This is a genomic window from Enterococcus sp. C53 (assembly GCF_040887425.1).
Classification (GTDB): domain Bacteria; phylum Bacillota; class Bacilli; order Lactobacillales; family Enterococcaceae; genus Enterococcus_B; species Enterococcus_B hirae.
The window spans coordinates 42,039-68,671 of record NZ_JBFOFT010000012.1 but is presented as its reverse complement, the minus strand read 5'-3'; the positions used below and the strand labels follow the sequence as shown (position 1 = coordinate 68,671).

The 26,633-nt window shown below is 36.0% G+C and carries 24 protein-coding genes and 1 pseudogene; all 25 read right to left on the bottom strand.

Features of this window, described 5'->3' with window-relative positions; translation table 11 throughout:
* Positions 1–5 precede the first annotated feature (5 nt).
* The 25 genes and pseudogenes from AB3I42_RS13015 to AB3I42_RS12895 all read right to left on the bottom strand — a co-directional run bounded on the left by AB3I42_RS13015 (position 6) and on the right by AB3I42_RS12895 (position 26,570).
* The gene (locus AB3I42_RS13015; protein WP_053765596.1) at positions 6–602 is read right to left on the bottom strand and encodes a type IV toxin-antitoxin system AbiEi family antitoxin domain-containing protein; all 597 of its coding nucleotides are present in this window, start codon (positions 600–602) and stop codon (positions 6–8) included.
* A gap of 98 nt (positions 603–700) precedes the next feature.
* Positions 701–832 (bottom strand): hypothetical protein, encoded by a 132-nt coding sequence (locus tag AB3I42_RS13010; RefSeq protein ID WP_368022544.1) that lies wholly within the window; start codon positions 830–832, stop codon positions 701–703.
* Positions 833–847: 15 nt separating this feature from the next.
* Positions 848–3,051 (bottom strand): annotated as a pseudogene (gene topB / locus AB3I42_RS13005) (DNA topoisomerase III).
* Positions 3,052–3,061: 10 nt separating this feature from the next.
* The gene (locus AB3I42_RS13000) at positions 3,062–4,522 is read right to left on the bottom strand and encodes a toprim domain-containing protein (RefSeq protein WP_368022543.1); all 1,461 of its coding nucleotides are present in this window, start codon (positions 4,520–4,522) and stop codon (positions 3,062–3,064) included.
* A gap of 60 nt (positions 4,523–4,582) precedes the next feature.
* The gene (locus tag AB3I42_RS12995) at positions 4,583–6,955 is read right to left on the bottom strand and encodes an ArdC-like ssDNA-binding domain-containing protein (RefSeq protein ID WP_081125700.1); all 2,373 of its coding nucleotides are present in this window, start codon (positions 6,953–6,955) and stop codon (positions 4,583–4,585) included.
* Between the two features lie 11 nt (positions 6,956–6,966).
* Positions 6,967–7,161, bottom strand: a complete 195-nt coding sequence (locus AB3I42_RS12990) for a hypothetical protein (RefSeq protein WP_010727920.1) — start codon at positions 7,159–7,161, stop codon at positions 6,967–6,969.
* A gap of 137 nt (positions 7,162–7,298) precedes the next feature.
* A complete protein-coding gene (locus AB3I42_RS12985; protein WP_081125701.1) occupies positions 7,299–7,634 on the bottom strand; it encodes a hypothetical protein in 336 nt (111 codons plus the stop codon).
* 11 nt (positions 7,635–7,645) lie between these two features.
* Positions 7,646–9,238, bottom strand: a complete 1,593-nt coding sequence (gene mobP2, locus AB3I42_RS12980) for a MobP2 family relaxase (protein ID WP_181934756.1) — start codon at positions 9,236–9,238, stop codon at positions 7,646–7,648.
* Positions 9,239–9,257: 19 nt separating this feature from the next.
* Positions 9,258–9,680, bottom strand: coding sequence for a hypothetical protein (locus AB3I42_RS12975; protein ID WP_081125703.1), 423 nt, complete (start codon positions 9,678–9,680; stop codon positions 9,258–9,260).
* A 17-nt stretch (positions 9,681–9,697) separates the two neighbouring features.
* Positions 9,698–9,985: a hypothetical protein gene (locus AB3I42_RS12970; protein WP_181934757.1), complete on the bottom strand. Its 288-nt coding sequence runs from the start codon at positions 9,983–9,985 to the stop codon at positions 9,698–9,700.
* Between the two features lie 652 nt (positions 9,986–10,637).
* Complete coding sequence (locus AB3I42_RS12965) at positions 10,638–10,994, bottom strand: PcfJ domain-containing protein (RefSeq protein ID WP_232088658.1); 357 nt, start codon at positions 10,992–10,994, stop codon at positions 10,638–10,640.
* 9 nt (positions 10,995–11,003) lie between these two features.
* Positions 11,004–12,020, bottom strand: coding sequence for a hypothetical protein (locus AB3I42_RS12960; RefSeq protein ID WP_241546000.1), 1,017 nt, complete (start codon positions 12,018–12,020; stop codon positions 11,004–11,006).
* An 11-nt stretch (positions 12,021–12,031) separates the two neighbouring features.
* Positions 12,032–12,187 (bottom strand): hypothetical protein, encoded by a 156-nt coding sequence (locus AB3I42_RS12955; RefSeq protein ID WP_179130754.1) that lies wholly within the window; start codon positions 12,185–12,187, stop codon positions 12,032–12,034.
* Between the two features lie 15 nt (positions 12,188–12,202).
* Entirely contained in the window at positions 12,203–12,433 is a 231-nt protein-coding gene (locus AB3I42_RS12950; protein WP_081125705.1) for a hypothetical protein, read from the bottom strand.
* Positions 12,434–12,455: 22 nt separating this feature from the next.
* The gene (locus AB3I42_RS12945; protein WP_081125706.1) at positions 12,456–13,262 is read right to left on the bottom strand and encodes a hypothetical protein; all 807 of its coding nucleotides are present in this window, start codon (positions 13,260–13,262) and stop codon (positions 12,456–12,458) included.
* A gap of 10 nt (positions 13,263–13,272) precedes the next feature.
* Positions 13,273–13,917 carry a hypothetical protein gene (locus tag AB3I42_RS12940; RefSeq protein ID WP_081125707.1) on the bottom strand — a complete coding sequence of 215 codons (645 nt, stop codon included), beginning with the start codon at positions 13,915–13,917 and terminating at the stop codon, positions 13,273–13,275.
* A 15-nt stretch (positions 13,918–13,932) separates the two neighbouring features.
* Positions 13,933–15,138: a glucosaminidase domain-containing protein gene (locus tag AB3I42_RS12935; RefSeq protein WP_081125708.1), complete on the bottom strand. Its 1,206-nt coding sequence runs from the start codon at positions 15,136–15,138 to the stop codon at positions 13,933–13,935.
* Complete coding sequence (locus tag AB3I42_RS12930) at positions 15,138–17,162, bottom strand: VirB4 family type IV secretion system protein (protein WP_181934758.1); 2,025 nt, start codon at positions 17,160–17,162, stop codon at positions 15,138–15,140. The genes AB3I42_RS12935 and AB3I42_RS12930 overlap by 1 nt, the downstream gene beginning before the upstream one ends.
* 169 nt (positions 17,163–17,331) lie before the next feature.
* Complete coding sequence (locus AB3I42_RS12925) at positions 17,332–17,910, bottom strand: hypothetical protein (RefSeq protein WP_081125710.1); 579 nt, start codon at positions 17,908–17,910, stop codon at positions 17,332–17,334.
* 24 nt (positions 17,911–17,934) lie between these two features.
* Positions 17,935–18,528: a hypothetical protein gene (locus AB3I42_RS12920; RefSeq protein WP_002319881.1), complete on the bottom strand. Its 594-nt coding sequence runs from the start codon at positions 18,526–18,528 to the stop codon at positions 17,935–17,937.
* Positions 18,529–18,861 (bottom strand): hypothetical protein, encoded by a 333-nt coding sequence (locus AB3I42_RS12915; RefSeq protein WP_047927452.1) that lies wholly within the window; start codon positions 18,859–18,861, stop codon positions 18,529–18,531.
* Between the two features lie 83 nt (positions 18,862–18,944).
* The gene (locus tag AB3I42_RS12910) at positions 18,945–19,466 is read right to left on the bottom strand and encodes a hypothetical protein (RefSeq protein WP_220380993.1); all 522 of its coding nucleotides are present in this window, start codon (positions 19,464–19,466) and stop codon (positions 18,945–18,947) included.
* 80 nt (positions 19,467–19,546) lie between these two features.
* Entirely contained in the window at positions 19,547–21,910 is a 2,364-nt protein-coding gene (locus AB3I42_RS12905; protein WP_368022541.1) for a pLS20_p028 family conjugation system transmembrane protein, read from the bottom strand.
* Positions 21,907–24,519, bottom strand: coding sequence for a VirD4-like conjugal transfer protein, CD1115 family (locus tag AB3I42_RS12900; protein WP_181934759.1), 2,613 nt, complete (start codon positions 24,517–24,519; stop codon positions 21,907–21,909). The genes AB3I42_RS12905 and AB3I42_RS12900 overlap by 4 nt, the downstream gene beginning before the upstream one ends.
* On the bottom strand, positions 24,519–26,570 hold the full coding sequence (locus AB3I42_RS12895) for a hypothetical protein (RefSeq protein ID WP_368022540.1): 2,052 nt from the start codon (positions 26,568–26,570) through the stop codon (positions 24,519–24,521). The genes AB3I42_RS12900 and AB3I42_RS12895 overlap by 1 nt, the downstream gene beginning before the upstream one ends.
* Between the last annotated feature and the right edge of the window lie 63 nt (positions 26,571–26,633).

Genomic DNA, 26,633 nt, shown 5'->3' with positions numbered 1-26,633 from the left:
CTCCTTTAATTTAAAGCCATAATATAAGAGCGCATCGTTTTATCTGTAGGCAAAATTCGTCGATACTCATTCAATTTTCTAAGATTTTTTCTGTCCGACTCCATGTAGTTTTTGATTGCTTTTACTTTGATTTCATCCTCAACGTTATACCAGGGATTCCAAATGTCACACAAGGTTCTTTCTGGATCATAAGCTATAACAGGATTCCCATAGCGACTCTTTATTTCGATCTTGCCTAATTCATACCATTCCGCTTTTGAATAGTGTAACTCAACCGCGAATTCCTTCAATCCCTTTTCAGAAACGTGATAACCGTAAGGTACGGTTAGATCGATCTGTCTAGGGATCATATCCGTTAAATCATATAAATCCAACGCGGTGATATGCGAAATAATGCCGCGTTCATATTTTTTTTGCGCTATAAACAATTCATCAGGAAATTGACCAGGTAAGGTGAAAAAGCCTGGATACTCTCGATCCAGCTCCCCTCGATCTACCATACGTTTGATCGTAACAGGAGAAATGCCCGCTTTTTTAGCATCCTTCAAAGCCAAAGTTCCATTAAATTCTTCTAGTAGCTTATATACCATTGCTTTTGTCATTTTCTCCCTCCTTTGTATACGCATAAACTTATAAATATAGTATAACATAAGTTTATGCGTATACAACAATCAGGAAGATTTTATCGATCTAATTCGATTTATTTTTGAATCCGTTGCTGGTTCTTTAATTGCTGCAGTCTTCGTTTGCTGGCACGCATTTTTTCCTGTTCTGAACGAATTTTAGCTTTTTGATTTTCGATTTCTTGTTGTTTGTGTGTTGTATTACGCATAAGATTAACCCTCCATTATTTTGTAGTGCGTCGTGTTCTTTTCTTGAAGTTCGTTTTTTTCTTTTCAGAAAATTCAAAGCCTGTAGTGAAGTCTTCTTTTAAAACAATCGTTGCTTCAAACGAACCCTTCTGACCTTTTAACCCTTTCACTGGTTGGCTTGTTCGGCTATTTTGAATAATATCCTTCAACTGTGTCGCTGTGAGTTTCTTTTTGGCAATCGTTGTCCATAATTTAAAATCACAGACTTCAGACGTACATGCTGCCACCTTTTGATAAAGTATGACTTCTTGTTCCTGACATTTTGGACAAATTCCTAAATGACGCGCGGCTTCTTGCTTTTCACTGGCTGCTTTCACTTCTTGTAACGTCGATCCAAAATCAGTGGATTGGATTTGCCCTGGTACGACTTCCAATAAGTGAGAGACAAATTTTTGGATATTAGCTAGAAAAGTGGTTTGTGTTCCTTTTCGTTCTCCAATCTTTAATAAGTAGCTTTCCCATTTGGCGGTCATTTCGGCGCTCGTAAGCAGCGGCTCTTTTTCCACGGCTTGGCAAAGCAAAATCCCTTTATTCGTCACCACGAGCTTATTTTTCTCTACCTTGATATATTCCTTTTGTTTCAAGATTTCAATAATATTTGCCCGTGTCGCTTCTGTACCGATTCCTTCTACTTCTTTCAATATGGATTGCGCTTCTTCACTATCCACGGTTTTCCCAGCTGTTTTCATCGCAGTGATCAACGTACCTTCGGTATAAGGTTGTGGTGGCTTGGTTTCTTTTTCAAGAACTTGTAGATCTACCGTCACCGTTTCTCCTTTTGTCACTTTAGGAAGTAGCGGTTCTTCTTCCTTTCCTTTTCTGTCGCTCTCTTTGCCAAACAGCTTTTTCCAACCTAGATCTACCGGCACTTTTCCAATTGCTTTTAACTGAAGCTGTTGAACTTGTGTCAAAATCGTAGTTTCTTCATAGGTGTATTTTTCCGCAAACATAGCCACCGTTGTTTTTAAAACTTGCTCGTAAATCGCTTGTTGTAAAGGTGTCAGACTTTCATACATCGCTTCTGTCATAACCGTTTTTGTAGGAATGATCGCGTAATGTTCTTGGACTTTCTTATTATTCACATACCGACTATTCGGTGTATGAATAGGAGTTGGAATTTCTTCAGCTCTCAAAAAATGCTTTATTCGTCTAAGTGATCTAACAAATACGCATACTCCCCTTCTGTAATATAAGGGGTATCTGTTCGTGGATAGCTTAGATATTTCCCTTCATACAACCCTTGCATGGCTACCAAAGTGTCTTTTGCACTAGCTTTCATGAGTTGATTCATCTTAGACTGAAGGCTGGATAGAGAAAAAAGACGTGGACTTACCACACTTTTTTTCTCGGTTTCGACTTCAAGAATCGTGCCTGTCTGTTTTCCTACTTGAACGCCCTTTTCTTTTAAATACGCTTCAAATGCTTCTTGCGTCGCTTGGGTTTCATTGGGATCAAGTTTCGCATTAAATGTACCGTTTTGAGCGGTTACTTGGGCTTTTCCTTCAAAATATGGTTCTTTTTGGAAGTTTCTAATTTTTTCCTGCAATTGATAAATCATGTAAAGCGTTGGGGTTTGGACTCTGCCTAAGGAAAAACTTCCTGGTATGCCTTTTTGCTGCAAGAGTAAACTATACAGTGGGCTACCATTCATCCCAATTAACCAATCGGCGATCTGACGTGCTTGTGCTTCTTCAAATTTTGGATAGGTATCTCCTGCGTCTCGTAACTGCTGGAATCCCTGATAAATGGCTTCTTTTTCTAAGGAATTGATCCAAAGTCTTTTAAAGGTTTTTCCTTGATCAGCGCCTGCTTGTTGAATGATCGTCCAAGCGATCAGTTCCCCTTCACGATCGCTATCTGTCGCAATAATAATGGTATCAGCCGATTGAAGTTGCTGTTTCACCACGTTGAATTGCTTTTTCTTATCTTTAGGAACATGATAGTGATAATGTGTAGGGAAAATAGGCAAATGTTCTAATGACCATTGTTTCCAATTTTCATCGTACATATCAGGAGAATCTAACTCGACTAAATGACCAAAACCATACGTGATCACAGTTTCACCAGGAAACAATCGATCTTGGATTTCAAAATACCCGTCTTTTCGGGTGACTTTAGAAAAGCTATCGGCATAGGCCTTCGCTTGTGACGGTTTTTCTGCTAAAATGACAGTTTTCATCGTGACGATCTCACACCCTTTCTTGTTGTCTGCCTTGTTGAAACAACATCGCACGTTTTTGCTTTCTGATTGCTTGTTGCTGGATCTCATGCTTCAATTGATCATTCCAATCTTTTTTCACTTCAGAAACAAATTCGTGTTCATGATTTTTATAACCTTCAAAATAGTGTTTGGCCTTCAATGAAAATTGAATTTGTTCATTAATTTTCCCTTTTCCACGATAAAAACGATCAAAATCGTATGTTCCATCAGATTTTTCACACGATTTTAGCTGCTGAGCTGCTTCTATACATTTTTCCTTTACAACAATAGATTGGGCTTTCTCTTTTGGCGCAAGTTTTTTGGCAAATACTCCCTGGATTTCACCGAACGATACGATTTGGTTAGTATCCGTTAGGTTGTTTTCGATTTTATGAATAGCCATGATTGCTTCAGGCGCAACTCTCATTTCTTTCCCTACTTCTTCATAGATTGTTTGATATTCTCTCGGTACTTGCCAATCGTTGGGAAGATTCGGTTCAAAATACACCGCTTTTCCTGTAAATGGATTCGACACACCAAGTCGGTGTACCTTATCCCAGAATACGTGTCCAGCTCGATCATTATCCACACAAATCTCAATCGATTCTGGAAATTCTTCTTTCGGCGCCAATTCTGTCACCGCTTCTCGAACATAGTGCCCCACTACTGCATCCTTCAGTCCATCCATAGAAACAAGCCACGTGTCTTTGATCGTCTCGGGATTTAAAGCAGCGTAACTAAGTAAATCAATGGGACTCTCAAAAAATTTCAGATTCTTAGGAGATCCAAGAAGAACATTAAACCCGTGATTAGGCGTAGGATTTATATCTATTCGTTTGTCAACACCCCGTTTTCCAAAACGTTCATAGTCTACGATAGTCCCTTGATAAGTTGCCCCTAATATTTGGTCTGTATGACGGTCTTTCCAGGGAAAAACGATCGCATAGTCTAAGCGATCATCTTGCACAATATAATTTTTTCGTTCATTGCGTGGCTTCATTTCCAGGATCAACCCTTGTTGTTCTCCGTAATCAATCAACCATTCAGGGAATTTTCGTTGTTCTTTTAAGTAACTTCGTCCTTTTTCTGTCAATGGTCGATAATCAATTGGGTGGTGCTTATATTCTTGTGTTTCAAAGTGAAGATTTTCCACCCGTTCCACCTTATTTTCGTCCTTTATAATATAATCTAGCGCTGCTTTAAAACGTTGCTTTGGGTTTTGAATAGAATCGTCAATAAAAAACAATTGAGTCAATTCAATAATATCCCCACCAATACCTTGACTGTTCCAATAAAATCGCTGTTTTCTTCGATCAAAAACAAAAGAATCATGGTCTTCTAAGCGATAGTCTCGTCCTTTATTGACTACAGCCATTCCATTGTTTCGAGCAAAATCCACTATATCGATCTGTTTACATCGATCAATAAGACTCATTTTTTTCTCTGTCATTTTCAAACCTCCCAAAAGAAAAAAGACTATCCATTTTTCAGATAGTCTTTCTTGCTTGTTTTATACTCGTTCTTTTTGTGACATTTGTTGTTCATAATAGATTTCATTTTTTCGTTTGGCCACTTCTGATACAGTTTCTAGTGAAAATCGGAATTGATTTCCTAGCGCAAATTCTTCTGAAGGTAAAGCCGTTTGGATCTCTTTCCCATAACTTTTCCCTTTTAGAATCACTTGATTATGCTGCGGATCTTCAATAAACGCCGCATCCTTCAAATGTAACGTTCGGCCTGTATCTTCTTCCAGGACTTTCCCGTCTTTCTTGTCGATCCAAAGTGAACCAACAGGCACAATATTCTTTTGTTCTGCCGTTTCTACAGTATTTTTATGCTCCTGCTTCACTTCTGCTGGTTGGATCTCTGGTTCTCTTTCTCTGTATTGATTGATTTCATTAGAAATGGTTTGAATGAATTCATTTGCGACACGGCTGACATCATTCATGATTTTCCCACGTTCCGCAGCTTCCTTATCATCCAACGTCTGACCATTCTTCGTCCATGCTGCAATATAAGGAATAGCTTTCTCCGACGTGTCCATTCCAAAATGTTTGCACACAATATAAGAAGTCATTTCTGCCTGCAATTCTTTAGTTGCGGTATCTAATTCTGAAAATTTGTGCATTCTTGCATGGGCTAATTCGTGAATACTTGTAGCTAAATGTTGCGTAGGAGTATTTCGAGTATTCATGACGATTTCTTCTTCACCAGTAAATTCGTTACGAACATACGCCCCACGTGCTTGTCCTAATTCTCTTTGATAGACTTCACTTTCTGTCATATCTCGAATTTGTATTCCAATATTGTTGGCTACCGCTTGAATCCCAGCTTGAAGTTCTGACTGTCCTTTTTTATCCAATTGAAAATCAAAGACACGGTTCGGAAAGATTTTCGGATAGTCTTCAGGTTTTAACTGTGTTTGTGTGATATCAAACACTTTTTCAATCGTGTAGTAAGGTTTTTTGATCACTTCGATTTGACCACTTTCAATTCGTTTTTTATCTTCTGGTGTAGCTTCTGTTTCTCGAACAAAGCCACGTCCTTTCTCATAAAATCCTTTGACCGTTTTTCTGACAAAGATCTTGTTCCCTTGTTCCCCTTTTTTGATATAGATTCCTTCTTTTTTCAACGTGGCACGACCTAAACAAGCCGTTGCACCTGGAAATTGTTCCTCAATCAATAATTGATTTCTAAAGGATCGTTCTGGAAAACGAGACATAAAGTTCAAAAGTTCTTTGACGTCTTCAGGAGAATGGGTATGCTTTTTCACCGCATCCAGTGCCTGTTGCGAAAGGGATTTAACTTCTTGTTTAATCTCTTCTGCCGTTCGTTTTTGATAGCCCTTTTGTTTTGTTTTTGTTTCTTTCGACTGCATTTGTTCTTTTGAAACAGGTTCATTTTTGACCGATTGTTTTTGTTCCTTCTCAGGTACTTGTTCGCACAATTTTGCTAACTCTAAATAGATGGGTTGATTACTGTTGACGCCATCCCCTAGATCCATTCGGATCTGATCGACTACTTCTCCGTTCTTCACTTCTTCAAAATAGAATTTATAATAACCTGCTTCTGCGGCGTATTGGTTATCCAACGTTTTGAGTTGATCGATCAATTCTAATGTTACGATCTCCCCACCATAACTTTTCAATCCTTTTTCTGGATCATTTTCGTTGAATTCTACTCGATAGAAATGATCGTTTTCTTTCTCCTTCAAAGAATCAGTTGGCGCAGCCTCTTCAAGTAATTCACGAACAGCTGCTTTTTCCTCTTCCGACGTGGCTTGGTATTTTTTTGATTCCTCAAATCCCCCGTTTTCATTCAGTTCTAAAGCAACTTTTCGATAGCCTTTCAAAAAATAAATGGTTGGATTTTTTTTCCATTGCGTCACTCGTCCGCTGTCAATAATTGCTTGTACTTCAGGAAGAAGATTTTCTTTTCCTTTTTCTGATCTTTCTTTCAGCTGTTCTAATGTTTCCAATTTCCGTTGGTATTTTCGGATCGTAGCGGCTGAAAAAGTCGATTCACCTTTTTCAAAGCGTTCGATTTCTTCTTTGATTCTTGGAATATTTTCGATTGTCATATCCAGGCCGCCGTACTTGTTATAGCCCATTTCCTTTAGCTCTTCTTGTCTTTCAAGTTTTTCTACCTGTTTTTCTTGTTGCTTGATCTCTTCTCTCAGACTTTGGACTTTATTTTCGATTCGTTCTTGCTGGTTAAACCATGAACGGCCATTCCTCTTGTCGTTCATTGGTTGACCGTTCGTCATTTTTTGGTGTTCAAACATCTTTTCGATTTGTTCATTTAATTCATTTTGCAATCGTACTAATTTTCTTTTGGATTTTCCCAAACAACTATTGTCTAGTGGTTCTTTTTCTTCTGCCATGTTCTTTCCTCCTAAACAAATGGATAATCTTCTGCTGCATCAACGAACGTCTTCGTAGTCAGATTTAACGTTAAAATATTGCCACTTTGATAAGCTTTTGCCGCTTTGTCTGTGACGACAAAAGCTCTGCCCGTTTGAATTTCTGTCACAAAAACGAGATTATCTCTGCTTTTTTCAACAACAACTCCAATCGTTGAATGAACCATTTCTGCTTCCTCCCTTCTCTTTCTTTTGATATAATGTAGTCGCAAATCGCACCATTCAATGAATTGGCGGAAAACAATTCATTGCAAAAAAGAGTCCTGGACAATTACGTTCAGGACTCTTTTTTTTCACTTAATAACTAACACTCTGTGAGTGAAATAGACTCTTTTATGCTTTTACATGGAAAGTTATTGATCCCCTCTTCATTCATTTCCCAAGTAGTATAATAAGGCGCTAACTTGCCTTCATATTCTTGAATAATAAAATATTTTTCACCGTTCACATGATTACAACAGTATACGCCAGTAGCTGGATACTCAACGACTAAAAATTGATCTGGGTCAAACCGTTCGATGCTCAACATTTCTCTTATCTGAAACAAATGCTCTTTTTCTAAGCAGTCGGGAAGTTGTTCGATTCGTTCTTCTTTTAGTGATCCTTCTATGACTTTCCACTGATTTAAATATCGTTTCATTGCTATTCCTCCTACTGTCTTTCTTGTTCCATTTGAATTCTTCGTTGTTGCTCTTCGTATGCTTTACTTGCGTGGTATTTTTCTTCATGGGCATTAATCGTTCGATTTAATTGACGCAAACTCCGTTGCGTGACAACTCTTTGTTGGAATTGTTTCCTTCGCTTCATGAATTCTTCGTAACTATACTTGTATTCATTTGTTGGCAACTGTTTAAGTGTTCGAAAGGATCGTTCATTGTAAATAGATTGCATCTGATCGACACCTTCTATTAATGGTTTTATTTGACTATCTTGTCTCTTCAGTTCTGTTAGGATGGCATTTCCTGTGCGCTTTTTTAAATCAAAGAGGGCGTTTTTTTCTGCATCCTTTGATTCTCTCTTGCTTTCCCCATAAAGACTTTTTGCTTCTTCTTTCAATGCTTTTGAAATCTGTATATATTCTTGGTATTCAGGTTCTTTTGTTAAAACATATTTGGTTAACTCATCGAGTTTCTCTCTTGTGTATGGTGAAAGTTTGGTTCGTTTTTCATCCCCGTAATTCCATTCCGAACGTTTGTCAGGTAGGGTTTTATATACTTCATTTAATAAGTTCATTGCGTGTCGATCGTAACGCGCTGGCTCTTTTACCACTTTTGTTAAGGTGTTACGCAAATCACTTTTCCGCGTCAATAAATTTCGTTTCTCCATACCAATCATTCGATCCTTTTCATAAGAAAAACGTTCTAACTCATGTACATAATTGGTCTTCATTGCGTCTAATGTTGCTTGTCTTCTCTTACCTTTCGGTACGATATAACTCACACCATTTTCAACCTCCGTGTAAGGTTTACGCGTATTTTCTTTTTCAACAACTGCAAAATGAATATGGATATGTTTGGTATTGCGGTGAATCGTTGCCATCCAGTAGCCTGTTTCGTTCAGTTGCTCTTTCTCGAATAATGTCTCCATCATTTTTCTTCCAGCTACTTTTAATCCTTCTTCATCTAAAGTATCTGTTTTGGGATCGTACAATCCTATTTTTTCAAGGTACGAATTATCATGAGAGACAACATCTTGATAAATGATTGAGCCTTTTTGTTGTCCTCTTTGGAAGATTTGCTTAATCTCCTTCAGATCACTTCCTTTCACTTCGTCTGAAGCCATAGAAAAAACTCCAGGAAGGTTTCCTGAAGCTTTTTTGTGTGGCTCTGTTTGATATTTTTTTATTGCTTGGTTCAAGCGTTGGTATTCTTTTTGTTCACTTTGCGTCAGTTCTTTCTTTTGTTCTAACGCATAGTGACGGGTCATATAAGAAAGATATTTGGTAAAATCTTGTTCCTCTAACTTGTCAAAGTTGATTCCATTTCCCATCAAAGATTGAGCTTCATTCGACGTTTCACTGAATTCTTTACCCGTCTTATTCTCCGAAAAAGTTTCTCCTTCAGGAATATAAAAATCCTCTAAAGCATTCTTGATTCGTTGCAGTTCCTGTTCTTCGTCGGGCGTGCGTCGTTCCTTTTCTTCCAGCGCTTTTTCTCTTGTCATATAATCAATGTATGTTGAAAAAGATTTTTTATTGGGCAAGGTAAATTGACAAGTGAGAATGACTGCAGGCGATTTATTCATCATGTTCCCCTTCTACTTTTTATCTTTTTAAAAACTTTGTTGGATCAAACGGGTCTACTCTGGCATGAACAGATTCATTTATTGATTTCTTGATTTTAGGAGAATACTTCTTCGTTTGATTCGCTTTTATTTTCCCTTCCACACGCTCTTTTGCTTCTTGATAGACAGTTGAATTTGTACCAATTAGTATTCCTGTATCTTTCAAATGAAGATCCGCAAACTCTGAAACCATTTCTGTTAAAATAGAAATTTCCTTTCCCATTGCGTTCAACTTTGCGTTCGTCATATTATTATTTTTTTCAATTTCTGGATCGTAATTCATACATAAAAATCGAATGGCTTCAGAATAGTTTTTTACCGTAGGCTGAGTTTCCATAATATTTTTTAAAACTTCATCGTGCGCTTCATAAAATGTAATATGCTTTTCTATCGCTTTAACCATAGAACATTATCTCCTTCCTAATGTGCGATTAATATTTCAATTAAGTTCTTGACCTCGTTCGTGTATGCTTCCAAAATTTTTGTATTATGCAGCTGAACATCTGTAAATTTTTCCAATAAACGATCAAATTGATCTTTCTTGTAGTCCATTAAAGGACGTTCAAAGTCGTTTTCAATCAATAGTTTTAGATAATCATTTCGACTCCATTTTTGACCAGTTTGTTCTGTTAATTCTACGCATCTACGATCAATTTCTTGAACATATTTTTTATTAATACCTCTTACTTTAATCTCTTTAATTTCCATTTTCACCCTCCGAAAAAAGTATGGATAGTCTATGGAGTCTATCCATATGCTATCCATGTATAGCTGTTTTACTATCCATACACTATCCATAAATCGAATATTTTGTACCCACTTTTGTTTTAGAGAAACGTAATAGGCACAGCCTATTGGAACACTTTTTTTAAAAAGTGTTCCCACGTTTCCTTATGCTCTTTAAAAATTAAGGTTATTTGTGTATTTAGACAATAAAAAATCCTTCTAACTTTGTCGATTAGAAGGAAATATTTTGTAATATGAAAAATGAATTTAAGAAAAAGTGTATGCTATAATTGATACGCTGTCTTCCTGTTTGGTTGAAATCTTCAGCCAGAAAGGAGGAGTGTTAAATGTTTTATGTGCTTGATGTTTGTGTTAGAATCGTGGTTAATGTTTTCTCCCATCTCATTAACAAATGGTTAGATTCTAAACATGATAAAGACAGCTAGCCTGTTCATTATTTGTTTAATAGTGAATAAAGAAAAGAGCCTTACGCAGCTGCAACTGCTAGGGCTCTTTTTGAGTGTTAAATGTTTTATGTGTTTGCATCATCAGTATAGCATACACTTTTTTCACAGACAACTTTCTACATTTTTTCTTTTTTCAATCAAAATAAACTGATGTCTTATATAAACTTTTATTTGTACGGAATAGCCCTAACAACCTTTTTGATTTCATCAAGTTCTTGTTCATCTGGTAATGAATCGTATTTTCCATAGCATTGTACCACTTCATAATTTCCATATTTTCTTTTCTCTATTTCAACTGTATAACGATGATTCTGACGTTCGTACTTCCAAATAATTGAACCACCTCTTTGTATTTTTTCTAAATAACTATACACACAGTGGTGCATAGTTGATCCTTCTAGAAAGAGTTCCTTATTTGTTTTAATCAATTTAAAGTGAGGATGACTTTGTAAATGTTTGACAAGCAACCTATATTTACCATGTTGTTTTAATTTGAATGTTTTTAATCTTTTAGCTTGTTTCAAATTATATTCTTAAACAATTTGATTATGTTGTCTTGATAATCCGCGTTCTGTTTTAAAATTGAATTCTAGTTTCTTATTTAAAGAAAAACTCATGTCAATTAAATCAGATAAAATAATTGTTGCAAAACTTGGTAAAATACACGTTTGAACATAGCTAATTAATAATACTTTTACAAATTCACGGCTGTTCTTCTTTACAAATCTAAATACTTCTGAGGGAAAAACATCATTGTTTTTTTGTTCCATCGCAGCCTCTATTTTTCTAAACTGTTTGCTTGTTACTCTTGTTCTTATCTTCATCAACGAATACGTATAACGTAAAGGATATTTATTTACTTTTTTAGTAAATCTTTTTGTTGGGTACTTCTTACACAATAACTCATATTTATTTTTTGCTTTTATAATTTCAGCCCAAGTGAAAGGCAATGAATCCTTTTCTCCCATCATTTCTTTAATAAACGGATTGATTTTTTTTAATATTGATTCACAGGAACAATCCATGAACGTGAGGGAACTCTCGTAAGATAATGCAATTTGTTTCGTCTTTCTTTGTTCTAAAATGGTGAATCCATTTGATTCATCTTGTAAAAACAAATGTTGAAAATCATTATATCGGATATAAAATGGTCGTGACTCAAAATAAATAGAACGACCAATACTTTCAAATTTTAGCTGAGTAAATTTGAGACTATCGTATTCTTCACCAGCACATATTAAAACTCCCTGATCATCTTCAATCAGTCGACGGTTTCTTTGATATGTGACTCTTACTAAATATTCTAAGTTTGTTGTTCCATCAAATTTTATTTCTGAAATAGTTTCTTTATTTTTACTGATATAATTTTTGAATCGTCTTAAATGGGAAATGATTTTTGATTCTTTTGGATCAATGATTCTTCCTTCACGACAAATAAATGTCAAATAGTCGTATTCTTTTTCTATTTGAAATAATCCCATCAATTCATCATTATCTTCAATTGAAAATTGTTGAAAATGATTACTGATATCTTCAAATAAATGGTTCAAATTGATCGAACTCATGGAAGCTCATCTTCTTCCATAGAAAGCTTCTTAGATACTTCTAAAGCATCACTTTTCCATCCAATGTATGATTTGTTTTGTGGGATATTTCTTCCATCTAACGACAATTTTCCAATACAATGTCTTAGACTTGCTTCGACTTCATAAAACATAAAATCCTCCTGTTTTTATTTTCTGTCAGCCGTAAAATATTTTTTTGCAGCTACATAAAGAGCTTCAAATGATCTGAATTTTAAGGTATCTAAATTCTTTCTACCATTCTTCAACTCAGATATTGTTGTGTTAGATAAATTCACTTCTTGACAAATGTCTTTAGCTTTTACAACTTTGAGATAGGCTTTAATCAATACTTTCTGCTCAGCAAAAGTATCTTTACCGACCAAGTTCGCTCGCTTCATTTCTTTTACTCCACCTATTCTTCTAAATATTTTCTTTTGTCATACGATCAATTTTTTCTTGAAGTTTTTGAATGATCTCTTCTTGATCTTTCATTTGCGTTTTCGATGTTTCAATTTCTTGCTGGTAACCATTAATCTTATTTTCAGTATTTTCCTGATCGTCTGCGACTTGATATGGCAATTGATCTTTTAGTTTCTTCACTAATTCTTCATTCAAATCAATGGTTGCTTGGAAGGATTCAATTTGTTTTTGTGCCGCTTTTTGTTCTTTCTTGTATCCTTTCACTTTGTAATTGATCGCATGTTGTTCATAATCTTCATCTTTCACGTGATCTTTGATCTTATCTTCGTGAACATAAAAAATCAGATCTTGAGGTTCTTGCATATCCACCTTTGGATCAATTTTTTCAGGAATAATGGTTAAACGCATAGCGATATATTCTTCTGGTACATGCGATAGCTTCACTGCAAAATAATCATCAGAAACTTTGATCACTTTGGCCTTTATTGCTTGATAATCCCCTTTAGCTGTCTTTACTTCTACACGATAATTAAGATTAGCGAGTTCTTTTAATAAGCTCTGATCTTCATCGTCGATCGCAAATTCAAAAACTAATTGCTGGTTCGCTCCTTTTTCTTTTGAAACCATCGTCAGTTCCTTCGTGTTTAAAAATGCGTTCGTGCTTACTTCATCTGGTATATCTACCTTTTGATGCGTATAAATCGGACTAGCAAGGATTAAAAAGCCGAGAATCATAAAGATTCCCAGCCATTGAAGATAACTTTTTCGTCTTCTAAAACGTTCTCTTGGCTTTTTATTCTTACTCATTTTTCTCCTCCTATCGAGTGAAATAACTAAAGTCTGTGACTTTCCATTGCCCATCGACTTGTTTTTCAGTGACAGTCAGTCCACCTTTTATTTTTTGTGGCTTGACATCTTTGAATTGGGGATTTCCGATTGTATAATCAACAAATACCACAAAGTTTTGTTCCTCTTTTACACTGCTTGTTTGAGCGTAAGTTTGCACGTCACCTAATGTAAAGGAGTAACTTCCGTAATCATCATGTTGGTGATCATCGGCTGCAGGACTTAATTTGTCGATCACTTCTTGGGTTGCGACATTTTTTAGTTTTTCCGTTAATTCATTTCTGCTTAATGATTTATCAATGGCCAATTGACCGAACTCTTCTGCCGTCTTTCTTTGTGCTTCAGTGACTTCCTCTTTTGCTTTTGTGCCATCTTGTTGCTTCAGCTGATCGATTTCTTGGTTTTTCTCATTGATGGTTTGATTTAACTTGTCGATCTTCACCTGTGCCTCAGAGGAATTTTTTTTGAGCTTCTCAGACGCGTTTTTAGCCACTTCTTCAATTTTATAGGTATTTATCTCTTGTTCCTCTTTCAGCTGCCAAAACAACGCGATATTGCCGATTAAACTAATGCTAATTGCAGCTGTTAAGACGATTTTTAACGTTTTATTTTCCATATTTTTTCTCCTAAATTATTTTTTACTGCTGTTTAAAAATGGTAATGGATCGATCCATGTACCATCATCAATGAATGCGTGACCTTGTGCTTGACGCCAATCCATTCGCGTAAATCCTAAATGCAAGTGTGCGGTATCTCGTATCCCGATTACTTGACCAACTTTCACTTGATCACCAACCTTCACACGAGAATTTCCTGTACTATTCGCAAATTCTTGATACACCATATTCAACCCGTCGTAATTAATCACAATCACACATGCCCCTAACCCTGAAATACCAGGATTGCCAACGTACACGACTTTTCCTCCATGCACCGCGTGAATTTCACTTTCTGGATGATCGACTGAACCAAAATCTAATCCATCATGGAAACCATTTGGTCGGAACTCTCCTCCTGGATTCGTTCCAAACAATTGCCCACCGCTAAAGGAATTTTTATCTAAACTGCTGCCAGGGAATGGGTTCGTCCACTCACCAGTTATTATTCCGTTATTATTACAACCTTCACCCCAATGTTTGATCGCAAATTCATCATATTCTGTTAATTTATTTTTATTAATAATAGACATACAATTTTTATAATACGCACTATCTTCAGTAATTCCTGCAGCGGCATAACCACCTCGTCCTAAAATCAATAAGCTTGCGCCAGGGCTTTTATTTCCTACACAAGCATTGAAATTGGACTGTGTGGCAACCATAAAGCCATAAAAGGAGAACGTGGCTTTAGAATTAGGAAACTTCATATACCAGCCCCCTTCACTGCCACCAATTCCTCTTGGAGTTCCTTTAGGAAATAGACAACCATCGAACCACGTAAGCCCAAAATAATTGAGATCATTTCTTGCGGACGCCGATGTACCAAATGCTGATTCGTAACCGTATTGCGAAAGGATCACACTTGGTAATAATTTATATTTCACTGCTGCTCCTACCGCATATTGCGCAATTTCATATGAAAATGGGCCTCTCCCTTTGATTTCTTTATAAATCGGTAAGCCTTCCGAATATTCTCCTGTAAAAGCTTCGCCGCCACTGCTTGAATCTGAATCCGAATTATCAATCGAACCCGCCGCAAGTATTAGAAAAAGGGTCACGAACACAGTAATCAAAATAGTAATCAAACCTGCAGAAGTACCAAACAACCACAAAAATAAGCGTCGCTTTGCACGACGCTTAACATACTGCTTGATTAAACTTTCATTTTGGTTTTCCATTATTTTCCTCCATCAAACAAATTTAATTGACGTTTGTTCGGACTAAAATGAACACGAATGGTTTCTTTTGAGCCAAAATTGATCACAGCGTCTCCTTGATTTTGTTGAGGAATGGATTCTAATTCTGAGTTCGTCATTGATTTACCAACTAATCCTTCTATATGACGTAAAATAGATTCATCCATACGCATAAAGATCTTCGTAGAAGAAAATTCAAAGACTTTCTTCAGTTTCGAGAAGTTATCAGAAGACATATTTTCTGGCACCATTTCTTGTGGGGATTGTGTAGCTAAAACAGTCATTGCTTCTACTTTACGCATTTCTCGTTGAAAGTTTGTGACATAATTTACCGTTTCAATAAAATCTGGATTAATCGCATTATGACACTCATCAATCATCGCCAAGAAGCGTTTGAAGTCTTGTTCTTCCATTTGTTTTTCTTTAATTAAGCGTCGTTGTCTTCGCCCTTGAATCAATGCCTGATTCCAAATCAACGTCATCGCCATGTACATTTGACATTGTTGTACCCCTCGATCTAAGCCTGTAATAGAGTCAATGTCAAAAAAGACCAACTGTTGTTGGTCAAGGTGTCGAATCGTACTATGACCATCAAAAATCATGCCATACGTCTCACATAAGGATTCTACGATGGATTCCATTTCTTCTTTTCGATTCTTTTTCTCTTGGGAAGCACCTGGTAATTCCAGTTGTCCTAAAAAGTCTAAAAATTCTTTGAACGTCGGATAAGCTTCTGGATCTTTCCCTGTGACTTGCGTCTCAGTATTTGAACGCGAATTTGAGGAAGTAAATCCGCGTGGTACTGTTCCATACTCTTCATAAAAACGATTTAAATAGGTCTTAAATTCTGCTTTCATCGTTCCTTTTAGCTGAGGACTCACTAGCTGTACCTGATAAACCACTTTGTCTAAGTGCGTTTGATAGGACGCTGCTTCATTGATCTTCAAATCTTTGACTGATCCATCGTCATATAAACTGGATGCTTCATCATACGTTCGTGTGGCAAATATCTCTAAAGGATTGATCATTCCGTCAGATCCGTCTAAACGCACCATAATACCGTTATATTCCTTTAAGAAAGGAATAAAGTCTTTTCCCTTTTCAAAGCCCCAAATAAAGTCTCCTGCAGCTAAATGGGCTTCCGCGATCATTTTAAGAACGGTTGATTTACCAGCTCCCATCATTCCTAGAAGCAAGGTATTAGTAGACAACCGTACACTATTTTTATACGTCGCATTCCAGACAAATGGGCCGCCTGTCATGGTTTCCCCATATTGTGTACCTCCTGGATCTTTTAGCGTTTGGTGGTGGAACGGGAAACTTCCGCCAATGTTTAACGATGGTAATGATTGCCCTTTGATATTTCCGAACCATTCAGCTTGTTCATCGAACATGGTAAACATCGATTGCCAATCTCGTTTGGTTTTATGCAGATAGGTCACTGCACGATAATCCATCCCTTTTAAATTTTCAATCAGTTCCTGCGCTCTTTCATCTACTTCTTGAATCGTGTTTCCATAAACATGTACTCTCACTTTGACTTGCTTAGAAATTTCCCCATTAGAAGTCAATTTACGGGCATATTCCGCTAGTTCCAGGTATTCTTCTGCGCTTTTATTTCGGTCAGTCGCTTTTCGTTCGTTATCTGATCGATCATTTAATTCATCTAATGCGCGATTGATTTGATCAATCACTTTTTGCTTTTCATCTGTGCTAACATCTAGTGTGGCCACTGTATGAGGATTGTTCATGAGATTGGCCAACCAAAAAAGCGTTGGATTTTTTGTGTAGTGATAAACTGTCACACATCGTGAATAACCATTTCCATAGGTCACATACTCTTCATCGAAATTTAATCCACCTTGTGGCATCACTTGTTTTAAAAAATCTAAATCATACCCTTTGGATTTTAAAATTTCTATTTCCCGATTTCCTAGTTGCTTTAATGGATCAAGTACTTTTTGATCATTTTGTGGTGAAAAAGCTGTTTTAATCGCTTCTAACATGTACAATCACCTCTTCTTTTTTGATTCTCTACTTGGTTAAAAGAGTGCCCTTTTCCCAACTTACCCAGGCTTAACGTGTGAGGAAATTTTCTAGTGGTCTCTTCTTTCGGAACATCTTTTTCTAACCATATCAACGGATATTTCATTCTCTCTTCTCCATTCCTACTCATCATTCATATTGTTCATTAGATAAAGGATAGTATCTTTCAATTTTATATTCTTGGAATTCTCCATAATATATATCTACATATGCCTTCAGTCCTAACCAAAGACATTCTAGTAAAATCAAGATATTTTCAATCATTCCCTCAGACAACATTTCTTTTCCTTTATACCAAGGGTAAAAAATAATTCTCCGCTCTTCTGGTTGAATATTCAGTCCTAAAATATAGGTATTTGCGTATTCAAAATAGACCTTTCTTTTGTACGATGGTTCATTATTAGGAATTTCATAGTAGATTAGATTTTGCAAAAATAGCATTTTTTCCAGCGCTATTTTAGAGGTGTTAATATCTATTTGATCTGCAATCCTATTAAAATAAGCTGGACGTTTGTCTACGTAACCGATTGGTTTCAGATTTTTAATAATGTGAACGACTTTTAAATAAAGAGTCCTATCTTCCGTAGGGAGTTCGGTTGACATATAACATTTAGAATAGTATTCGCAAATATCTTTAGCTTGTTGTACTGTAACATTTACACCAATGTCAGATAATACTTTTTGTATTCGTTTATAATCTTGAATCATAGATTTAATCCCTCTTTAAATATTCTATTCGTCATTCATGTTATTCATTCGATAAAGAATCTTGATCAATTCTTTTTTGTAGAGTGGTTTTAATCCTAAAATGCCACTAGATCGCATTAACTGACGGTTTCTGGTTTGTAAATCCTTGATTGTCTTTCCTTCAATGACGAAAAAGAAGCTTAAGTCAGGACGTTCTTGTTCTGCTCGTTTCAATTCCTGGATTTCCTCTACTAATTTCTTTTCATATTTTCTTAATCGCTGTAGATTTCTTCCTAAGGATTGTTCCATACGATTCTTATCTAATAACTGCCGCTTTTGCACGATTTGTTCCGTTAGATCCGTCTCTGTGGTCAAACTAACTAACTTAATTGTTGGCACATACGTACGCATGACGGTGGTCAACTGATTCATTCGTTCTAGTTTCTCTTGTTCGTTTAATCCTTCCACGTCTGTAGAAACTACACGATAATAGCGTTGAAAATGATCTTCTTTAGTAACTAAGACTCCCTCTTCTGTACAGGATTTATAAGGAAATAAATCCAAGATCGATCGTTCTTCTGGTTTTCCAAACTGCAAAATGGATTTCTTATCAACTGAATTTTGTCCTTTGACTCGCATTTATTCATCCTCCTTATACGTACCATGATAATTTCTGTTGGGATCTAAGGCATGATAATGATTTTTATCCGTAAAAAAAATAGACTCGATAATCGCAAAAATCTGCCTTTGACCTGGATTATTATAGGAACGCCAAACAATCACTAAGCCTATCGCAAGCCATAATCCATAATTCAGAAGGGCAAAAAATAGTGGTAAATGGACAAGATTATTGACCATTTTTGCCCAAAAAAAGCAACCACCAAGTGTTAATAGATCGATAAAGAAAAATGCGAAAAACTTCCATTCTCCACTAAATCTTGGTGGATTTTTCATATGAATATATTTATCCATAATATAACCATACCCCTTATATTCTTTATTTTTAGAAACAAAAAACACTGTGATTTCTCACAGCGTTTTTCTAAATATTACAACTATAATTCATTTCCTAAATCACGAGAACGATTTTTTCCTCGTCGTAATTGATAATTCAATTGACGATTTTCTTCTTTTAATTCAACAATTTTCTGTTCCAGATTTCTTTTCTTTTGAATTAAATCATAATTTTGTGCACGTAATTCTTCATTTTCCAAATGAACTCGTTGCATTTCATCGTTTAATCGATTTAAATTCTCCAATGATTCTTGTATCGTTTCTTGCCTAAAATTAAGTGAGCCAAGTTGACGATCTTTTTGTTGTCTTTGCTCTTTCAATTCTGACGATATTTGCTCAACAGAATGAAATAACTCCGTTAATTTTACTGTGAATGTGGGCATAGCATCTTTCAAATAAGTGAATCCTTCCGAAAGATGTCCAATAATACTTTGAGCATGTTCTTCTTGTTTTTTTAAAATAGACTGATGATCTTTTTGTAAACTCCCCGTATCTTTAAATCCTTTTATAGTCGCCGCAAAAATCGTTAGGATTGCTCCTAATGCAGTTATAAACGTAGCCATAAAAATATCCTCCACAATTTTCTCCTTTCCATTTTAACATAACTTGTTTTATGAAGAAAAAAAGCCCTTAAAGAGGCCTTTTATTGCTTGATATTCTTCAATAGTTGTTCTTTCAATTCATTGTTCCTGTTTTTAGTTTCTCTTGTCACATTTATTTTTGTTGGTGCAGTAAATGCCACATTTGCTGGCTTGTAACCCGTGTGAACTTTTTGAATAGGCTGTGGTGCAGCTTCCCCTGAAACGATATTTTGAACGGAAAGATTTGCTGCCTCAGTGCTATCAGATAAATTGTAAGAAACAGTTGTCAGATTTCCATTTTCAGGCAAACGACTTGGTTTCATTTGAACAGTACCTGCAGTTGATTGGTGAACAAAGCTTTGGTCATTCTCCTTGAATTGATTCAAACGACTATCTTTCATTGGTAAATTTTGTGTCTTAGGCAAACCAATTTTCGTTGATTTTTCAGTTCCAACTTCGATTCCATTATCATTTGGCAGATCGATGGAATCCTCATCCGTTTGTACTTCTTGATTTCGTTTTGGTAAATCTGAAATACGCTTTTCATTTTCAGAATTAATGTTAGATTTATAACGATATTGTTCTGGATCTGTTTTTGGTAATTGACCATTTTGTTCTTCTGAATTTTCGTTAGAATGTAACTCATCTTGGTGATCTTTGGCTGAAGGAATCGCTGCACCTTCTTGATTTTCTTTTTCGGTTGTTGTATTAGCTTTTACTGCTGCATTGACTTGTCCTTCACCATACGCATCTTTTAGTCCTTCTTTGACTTCTGAAGCTTTTTCTTTTTGTTTTTCTAGTGCTTCGGATGGATTCTTCACAGCTTCAGCCAATTCTTTAGCTCTCGTGCCGTCTAATTTCTCTTCTAAGGTGTCTTTGGCTTTTTCTGTAAGATCTTCAGCTGTTCCTTTTAACCCACGTTCATTGACGTAACCAAGACCTTCTGCGGCTTTAGAAACACCATTTTTCGCTTTCCCGAACATTTCGGAAACTGTTTTCTTACTATTAGGTACAGTTGTAGCTTTATCGTCTGATTGTTCTTCCCCGTTATCAGGGGTAACATCTTTTCGATTGCCAAATCCATTTTTACGAATATCATTTAAATTGCTTAAACCACTCTTACCAGCACTTGCAAGGTTTTTAGCACCACTACCCACATTTTTCGCAATATTTCCTAAGGCAAACATGCTAAGAAGAGAATTGCTGCCGTTTTTCAGACTTGTATCAACACCGAAAATTTTCGTAACTGATTGAGAGCCTTTGAATAGCGCAATGGTCAATACAATTAAAGCAACGACATACAAAAATCCATTGATTTTTCCTGCCGCATGCAAATCACCGATACCTGAAAGCATTAATGTATAGATTCGTAATTCTAAAATCGTAAACGCCAATAACAAGAAGGATTGAGAAATATCTTCTATCGCACTTTTCATCCGTTGGCCTGTCTCAAAGTCCGTTGACGCGGCAATTACTAAATAGAATTTTTTAAATACCAGCTCAATAATACAAGTAATAATCGTAAACAAGATAAATAAATAGGCAACCGACAAAGAAGATTCACCAGCTAAAATAATCCCTGGACTACTAATGTATCGACGATACCCTGAAGTATAGACATATTTTGCTAACCCTTCATCACTAATCTCCACAGGAATTTCTTTCCCATTATCATCCAGTTCCAATCGATATTGCAACGCTCTTAATCGATTCTTTTGTATGTCTGATAGCCCACTCTTATCTTTATTCGCCATGTCTTTAGCTTGGTCAGGAGTAATAATTCCATTGATATTCGCTGTTTTAAAATTTTTAGCAGTCAAGGCATTTCTTTTGTCTGTTGGTAGGGATTCTACTTTATTCGGGTCAGTCGCTAGTAATGTACTTACATCGATCACATTATTTTGAATAATTTGAAAAGCAGGTGAACCAGTTTTATCTGATTTGTTTGCTGCAGTGACGTCTCCGTAAAAACTTTTACTGATATTTAGCCCTTCATCGATTAAAGAACTACCACCAAAAATCAAAATCATGGCCATGACTAAATTCACCAAGATATTTTTGATTTTTGGTGGGTGTTTACTCATAAAAAATTTCAAGCCTAAATAAATTAATGTGACGACACAAAAAAGAGCTAATACCTTACTAATCAAACTTTGAAACAGTTCATTCACACCAGCAGCGTTCAATAAGTCTTTTAAATCAAAACTTTGATAAATTGTTTTTTCTAGCAATGTGTTGAGATTATATAATCCTTTAATCAGCCCCCACAAAAAAGTATTACAAATCCAACTGAACACATCTTGATATTGCAGATAATTACTATACTCTTGTAATACTTTCGTCACGACTTTAGGATTTGCATCACCTTCTCCAAATAAACCAGACCACCAGTCGGTAATGCCAGAAAAAATTCCTCCAATGATCATTCTTTCACCACCTTTTCAGATTCCAATAACAACCGTTTCCCAATCATTTCAGAAATTTCTTCATTTTTGATCAACTTTTCAACATATTCTTGAAGACGATCCGTTGCTTGTTCTTCGTAAAATTGAATTAATAATTTTTTAGCCGTCTCATTCTCAAGAGATTGAACGATTTTATAAAACATATTTTCTTCGTTTTTTTCTTCTAATTGATCATGCAGTCCATGATAGAGATTTCTAGCATCTTCATCTGGTAGGAAGTAATCATAATCAATCTGCAAAGCCTTCAAATCGAGGTCCGCATGTGTGCAATGTATATCTATATCATTGATATCCCACGATGGATTAAAATCTTCAATGTATTGATAAGCATAAGGAAGATTCGTTTCCCCATGATTAAAAATAGGATACGGCCGTATTTTATGCCCTTTCAAATCTTGCCGTTTTAAAGGAGCAAGTACAATCGTTTCTCCTTCTAAAAAAGTAGAGATTCTTTCAGGAGTTAAGATACGATCTGAATCAACATTACGATTGATATGAGTATTCATACCTAACGCATTGATCGTACTATTTTCCTGTTCAACAGTTTTATTCCCCACTTTTTTAGAAAATTCTTCGATGGTATTATCATCTGTCGACATAATATAAATATGTGTCTGACAATTTTCTTTGATAATCGCTGCGTTTTGCTCCCCATACTTCGCATAAAGTTGCTGATAGGATTGAATAAACAGATCCCACAACATGTTTCGACCAGCTGTGACTGTCATGATTCCTTCCATGTTATCCATTGGTGGCATATTCCCAAATTCATCTAATATAAAATGAATCCTACGGTGACATTTATCTCCTTTAGTCTTAACACATTGCGTAGATAATTCTTTGTATAACTGACTAAGAAAAATACTAACAATGATATGGTTAGATGGATCATAATCAGGTGTGAGCATAAAAATAGCCATTGGTTTATCGGTATAGTGCATCCGAATAGACTCTACTAATAAGTTACTTTTATCCTCATCTAATGTTAGAACGGCTTCTTTTTCTAATTCTGGCAAATGGGTTTCTCCTCGTTTTTTTCGATAAACGATATTCCCCTCTTCGTCTTTCAATACTTTTTGAGAGAATTCATACCAGGCCACATATTCTTTTCCTTGATGGTCATATTTTAAGCAAACATGATCCCCTTGCTCTAAATGACAATCAAAGTTGATTTCACAAAAACCTCTATAACCAACTTTTACACGTTCCTCATGAAATTTCCTTCCTTTATGATAAAATTCCACTACGACTCGTTGATTTAAAAGACTTTCATGTAATTTCAAATCTAAATATTTTGGAAATCCAACCGATTTATAATCAATGGTTGATTGAGAGGTCATTTTCGCAATTTTCGTTAGGGTAAATGGATTCAATCCTGTGATTGCCGTCGATAAAATATTCCCTTTTGCCTTATCAGAACCAATTTTTGTTGCCCCGTATTGCTTTTTCGCTAGATTTCCAGGTGGTAACTGATTCATGAATTCATCTAAAGCATTGAGCTGTTTGAATTCATTGTCTGGATCTGGATAATAATTAAAACCGCCAATCTCAGAAAGAAGCTCAACGAGATTATTGGGGGTTAATTTGGAATAATCCCCTGTTTGATCCGCTTGTTCTAACAACGCAAAAATAAGCGCATTGACAGCTTTCTGCGCATTTTCGTTAAAATATTTATTGTCTGAAGCGTTGGCATCATAATAAATCGTATTCGTGAAAGTATTGGTTAACTGTGTTGCAGTATCTATGTCTCCTCGTTTCCAGTATTTTACAATGAGCGCCAATGGATTATCACTCATTGACTGTAACGGGTCAGTGATATTAAAAGCATACACATCATAACCTCTGGCTTCCAACTCATCTTTGCTAGCCACATACAATTCAGTTTTTGGATCATTAACAACCATTGAACTTTGTCTTTCTGCACGAGAAAGGTTGTCAATCGTCGCCAATACTTCGATCTGTCCCTTCCCTGATCGAGAAGTACCGACAATACAGGTATTGACGGTATCCGTCTGAATATACCAGTACTTTTTATAATGAGTAATTGGTATTCCGCCATAACCAGGAAAACCTCGCTTTGATTCTGGTATTTGCGGATAAATTTGTTGGATTTCCTTTAACGTTTTTAATCGGTTATCTCCTTTTTGCCCATCTGCTAGAGGACGAAACCACATGTCTATTTTTAAGCCCATGAGTACAGCTGGTACCAAACAAACGGTAGAAACAACTAAGCGTGTACCCAAGCTTGTGGCTGGAGTCAAAGGATTCCAGAAACCATCTGAATCAAAATGGAATAACTGCGGCATTTCTTGTAACTGAAAAAGATTCACTCCTTGTAAACTTCCTGGAATAATCTCAAATCGATGAAATGCTTCTGGTATTCTTGTAACAACATAGTTTAAAGGAAGATAAGCTAAGCCACTATAAAAAATCTTTTGAGAAAGACGTTTGTCATGTTTTTCTGGTAGCTCTTCTCCTGAAGGAGTATAGCGATAGAAATGAGAAAGATACCTATTCTTTTCTAAATTGAATCGTTTGTCTTTTCGTCTCGTTGTTTCTCTAACACGCATTATTTCACCTCATTTGATTCTGAATTTTCGGAAGAGTTTGAGTGTACAGTTGAATCGCTTGATCCATCTTTGGTCTTACTAGAATCACTCTCTTTGCTGTTTTCCACACTTGAATCTGTTGTTGACTGATTGGTACGATTCAATAATTCTTCTAATTGTTGTTCATACTCTTTTCTTGCTTGTTCCTGGGCTTCTTCCTTGATTGATGCTGTTGTGGCTACAGAATCAGCCTGTGAAGATTGATTGATATGATTAAAAGCAAATACTGTTCCTCCACCTAGAAGCAAGCTTAAACTTGCAATACATCCCACCATCCATCCGTTAAAGGAACGCTGTGGTGAAGGAGTTAAATTTGCTTGGTTGTTGTCCACTGGCGTTTGAACAGTAGATACTGGTTGAGGGTGTGCTAGATAATTTAATTGGGCTTGTCGCAATGTATCCATTTGTTCTTGACGTTCCTTACGAGCAGCTACTTCTTTTTCCTTTTCTTGCTTTAACCGTTGTTTTTCTATCGCCATTTGTTGTTCCGCAAGATCCTGTTCCCGTTTTTTTAATTCTAATTGTTCGCGCTCTTTTTCTTTTTGCCGTTGTTTTTCTTCTTGTTCTTTCAATTCTTGTTGTTGAATTTCATACTCTTTTTTCCATTTTGGAATTTGTATTTGCAATTCTTGCTGGATCTGCTCATGTTTTTCCGTAAGAACTTCAGTCGTTGTTTGATAGAGCTTATTCAGTTGCTCATTTAATTCTTTACTAATCTTTAGCTTGTCTGTACGCAAACCTCGATAAAATTCTTCTTTTCGTTCTCTTATGCGTTCTTTTAACAAGTTTTCTTTTTCTTTTGATAGCGCTTCTTGATTCGTCTGAGTAAAATTGTTGATCTTTTCTACACATAAGGAATACGCATTGTCGCGTTTCTTTTCGTACCGCTCTTTGATTCTTTGTACTTCTTCTTCAATCACTCGCTGTTCTTCTTTATTTAGTTCCTCTTTTGCTCTCTCCCAATTCGACGACTGTTCCGTCGCATACTCATTTATTTCTTGGTCTGTTTCCTGTTGGCGTTCTTCAAAAGTAGCTAATAAATCTTCTTGTACAAGCTCATGCCAATTGGTTGATTGAACAGACTCTAACTGTTCTAAAAGTGTACCTTTCCCTTGTGAGATTAATTCTTCTTTACTCTCTAAAAATGCTTGATAGGTTTGGGGTAATTGATATTTCGAATAAAGCTCATTTAAAAATAATTTATTTTTTTCTTTCATCCATTCATACTCTGGCGGATATTGATCCAAAATATAATCAAATACAGTTGCCTTTTGTATCTCTGTTTCGTTTTTCTCTACTTCTTCACTGATAAGTGGTTCAATATATTCCTGAGAATCCCCTTCAGTCCATGTTGGCTCTTCATTCGCTTCGACTGGATCAATCTCTACTTTGGTCGTCTCTTCCATTGTTTCTTCAAAGGGATCTCCATCCAATTGATCCATTACCTCGTTCTCTTCCTCAAATATCGATTTCTGAGTCGGAATATCAGCTTGTTCGTCAACATTCACTGGCTCTTTTTCTTTTGATTCCTTCTTTGGAAAGATTGGTCGTTCCCATGGTACTTCTTCGTTTGCTTCTCCTTCACTCACTTGACTAACTTTCAGTTGGTCATTTTCTAATTCTTCTTCTAAAACTTGAAGCAATTTTTCGTTTCGATAAGATTCTTCCACACTCATGTTTTCATCTGTTTCTTTAAATATATCAAGACGAATTAGATCCATCAATGTAGGATAGAACCCTTCTGAAATTTGATAATCCAGCGGGCCAAAAACATATTCTGTACCAGCTTTCTCTATTTTTCCTTCTGTGTCATGTAACGTGAGAGTCAACTTAACAGAAGATTGCTTTTCTTGTTCCAATACTTTTCCTAGTGCATGTAGTTGTTCTTCTGTCTCAATGACCGAATATTTAATTGTTTTTGGTAAAAAAGAAGTCCGCTTTCCTACTTCTTTCGTTGCTTTTTTTATTAACTCTTTATCTTTTTTGATATTGCCTGCAATCATAAAGTACATGAGTATTCTCCTTTCATAAAAAAGGAGTAAAAAGTAGCCACGTACTTTTTACTCCTTCATTTT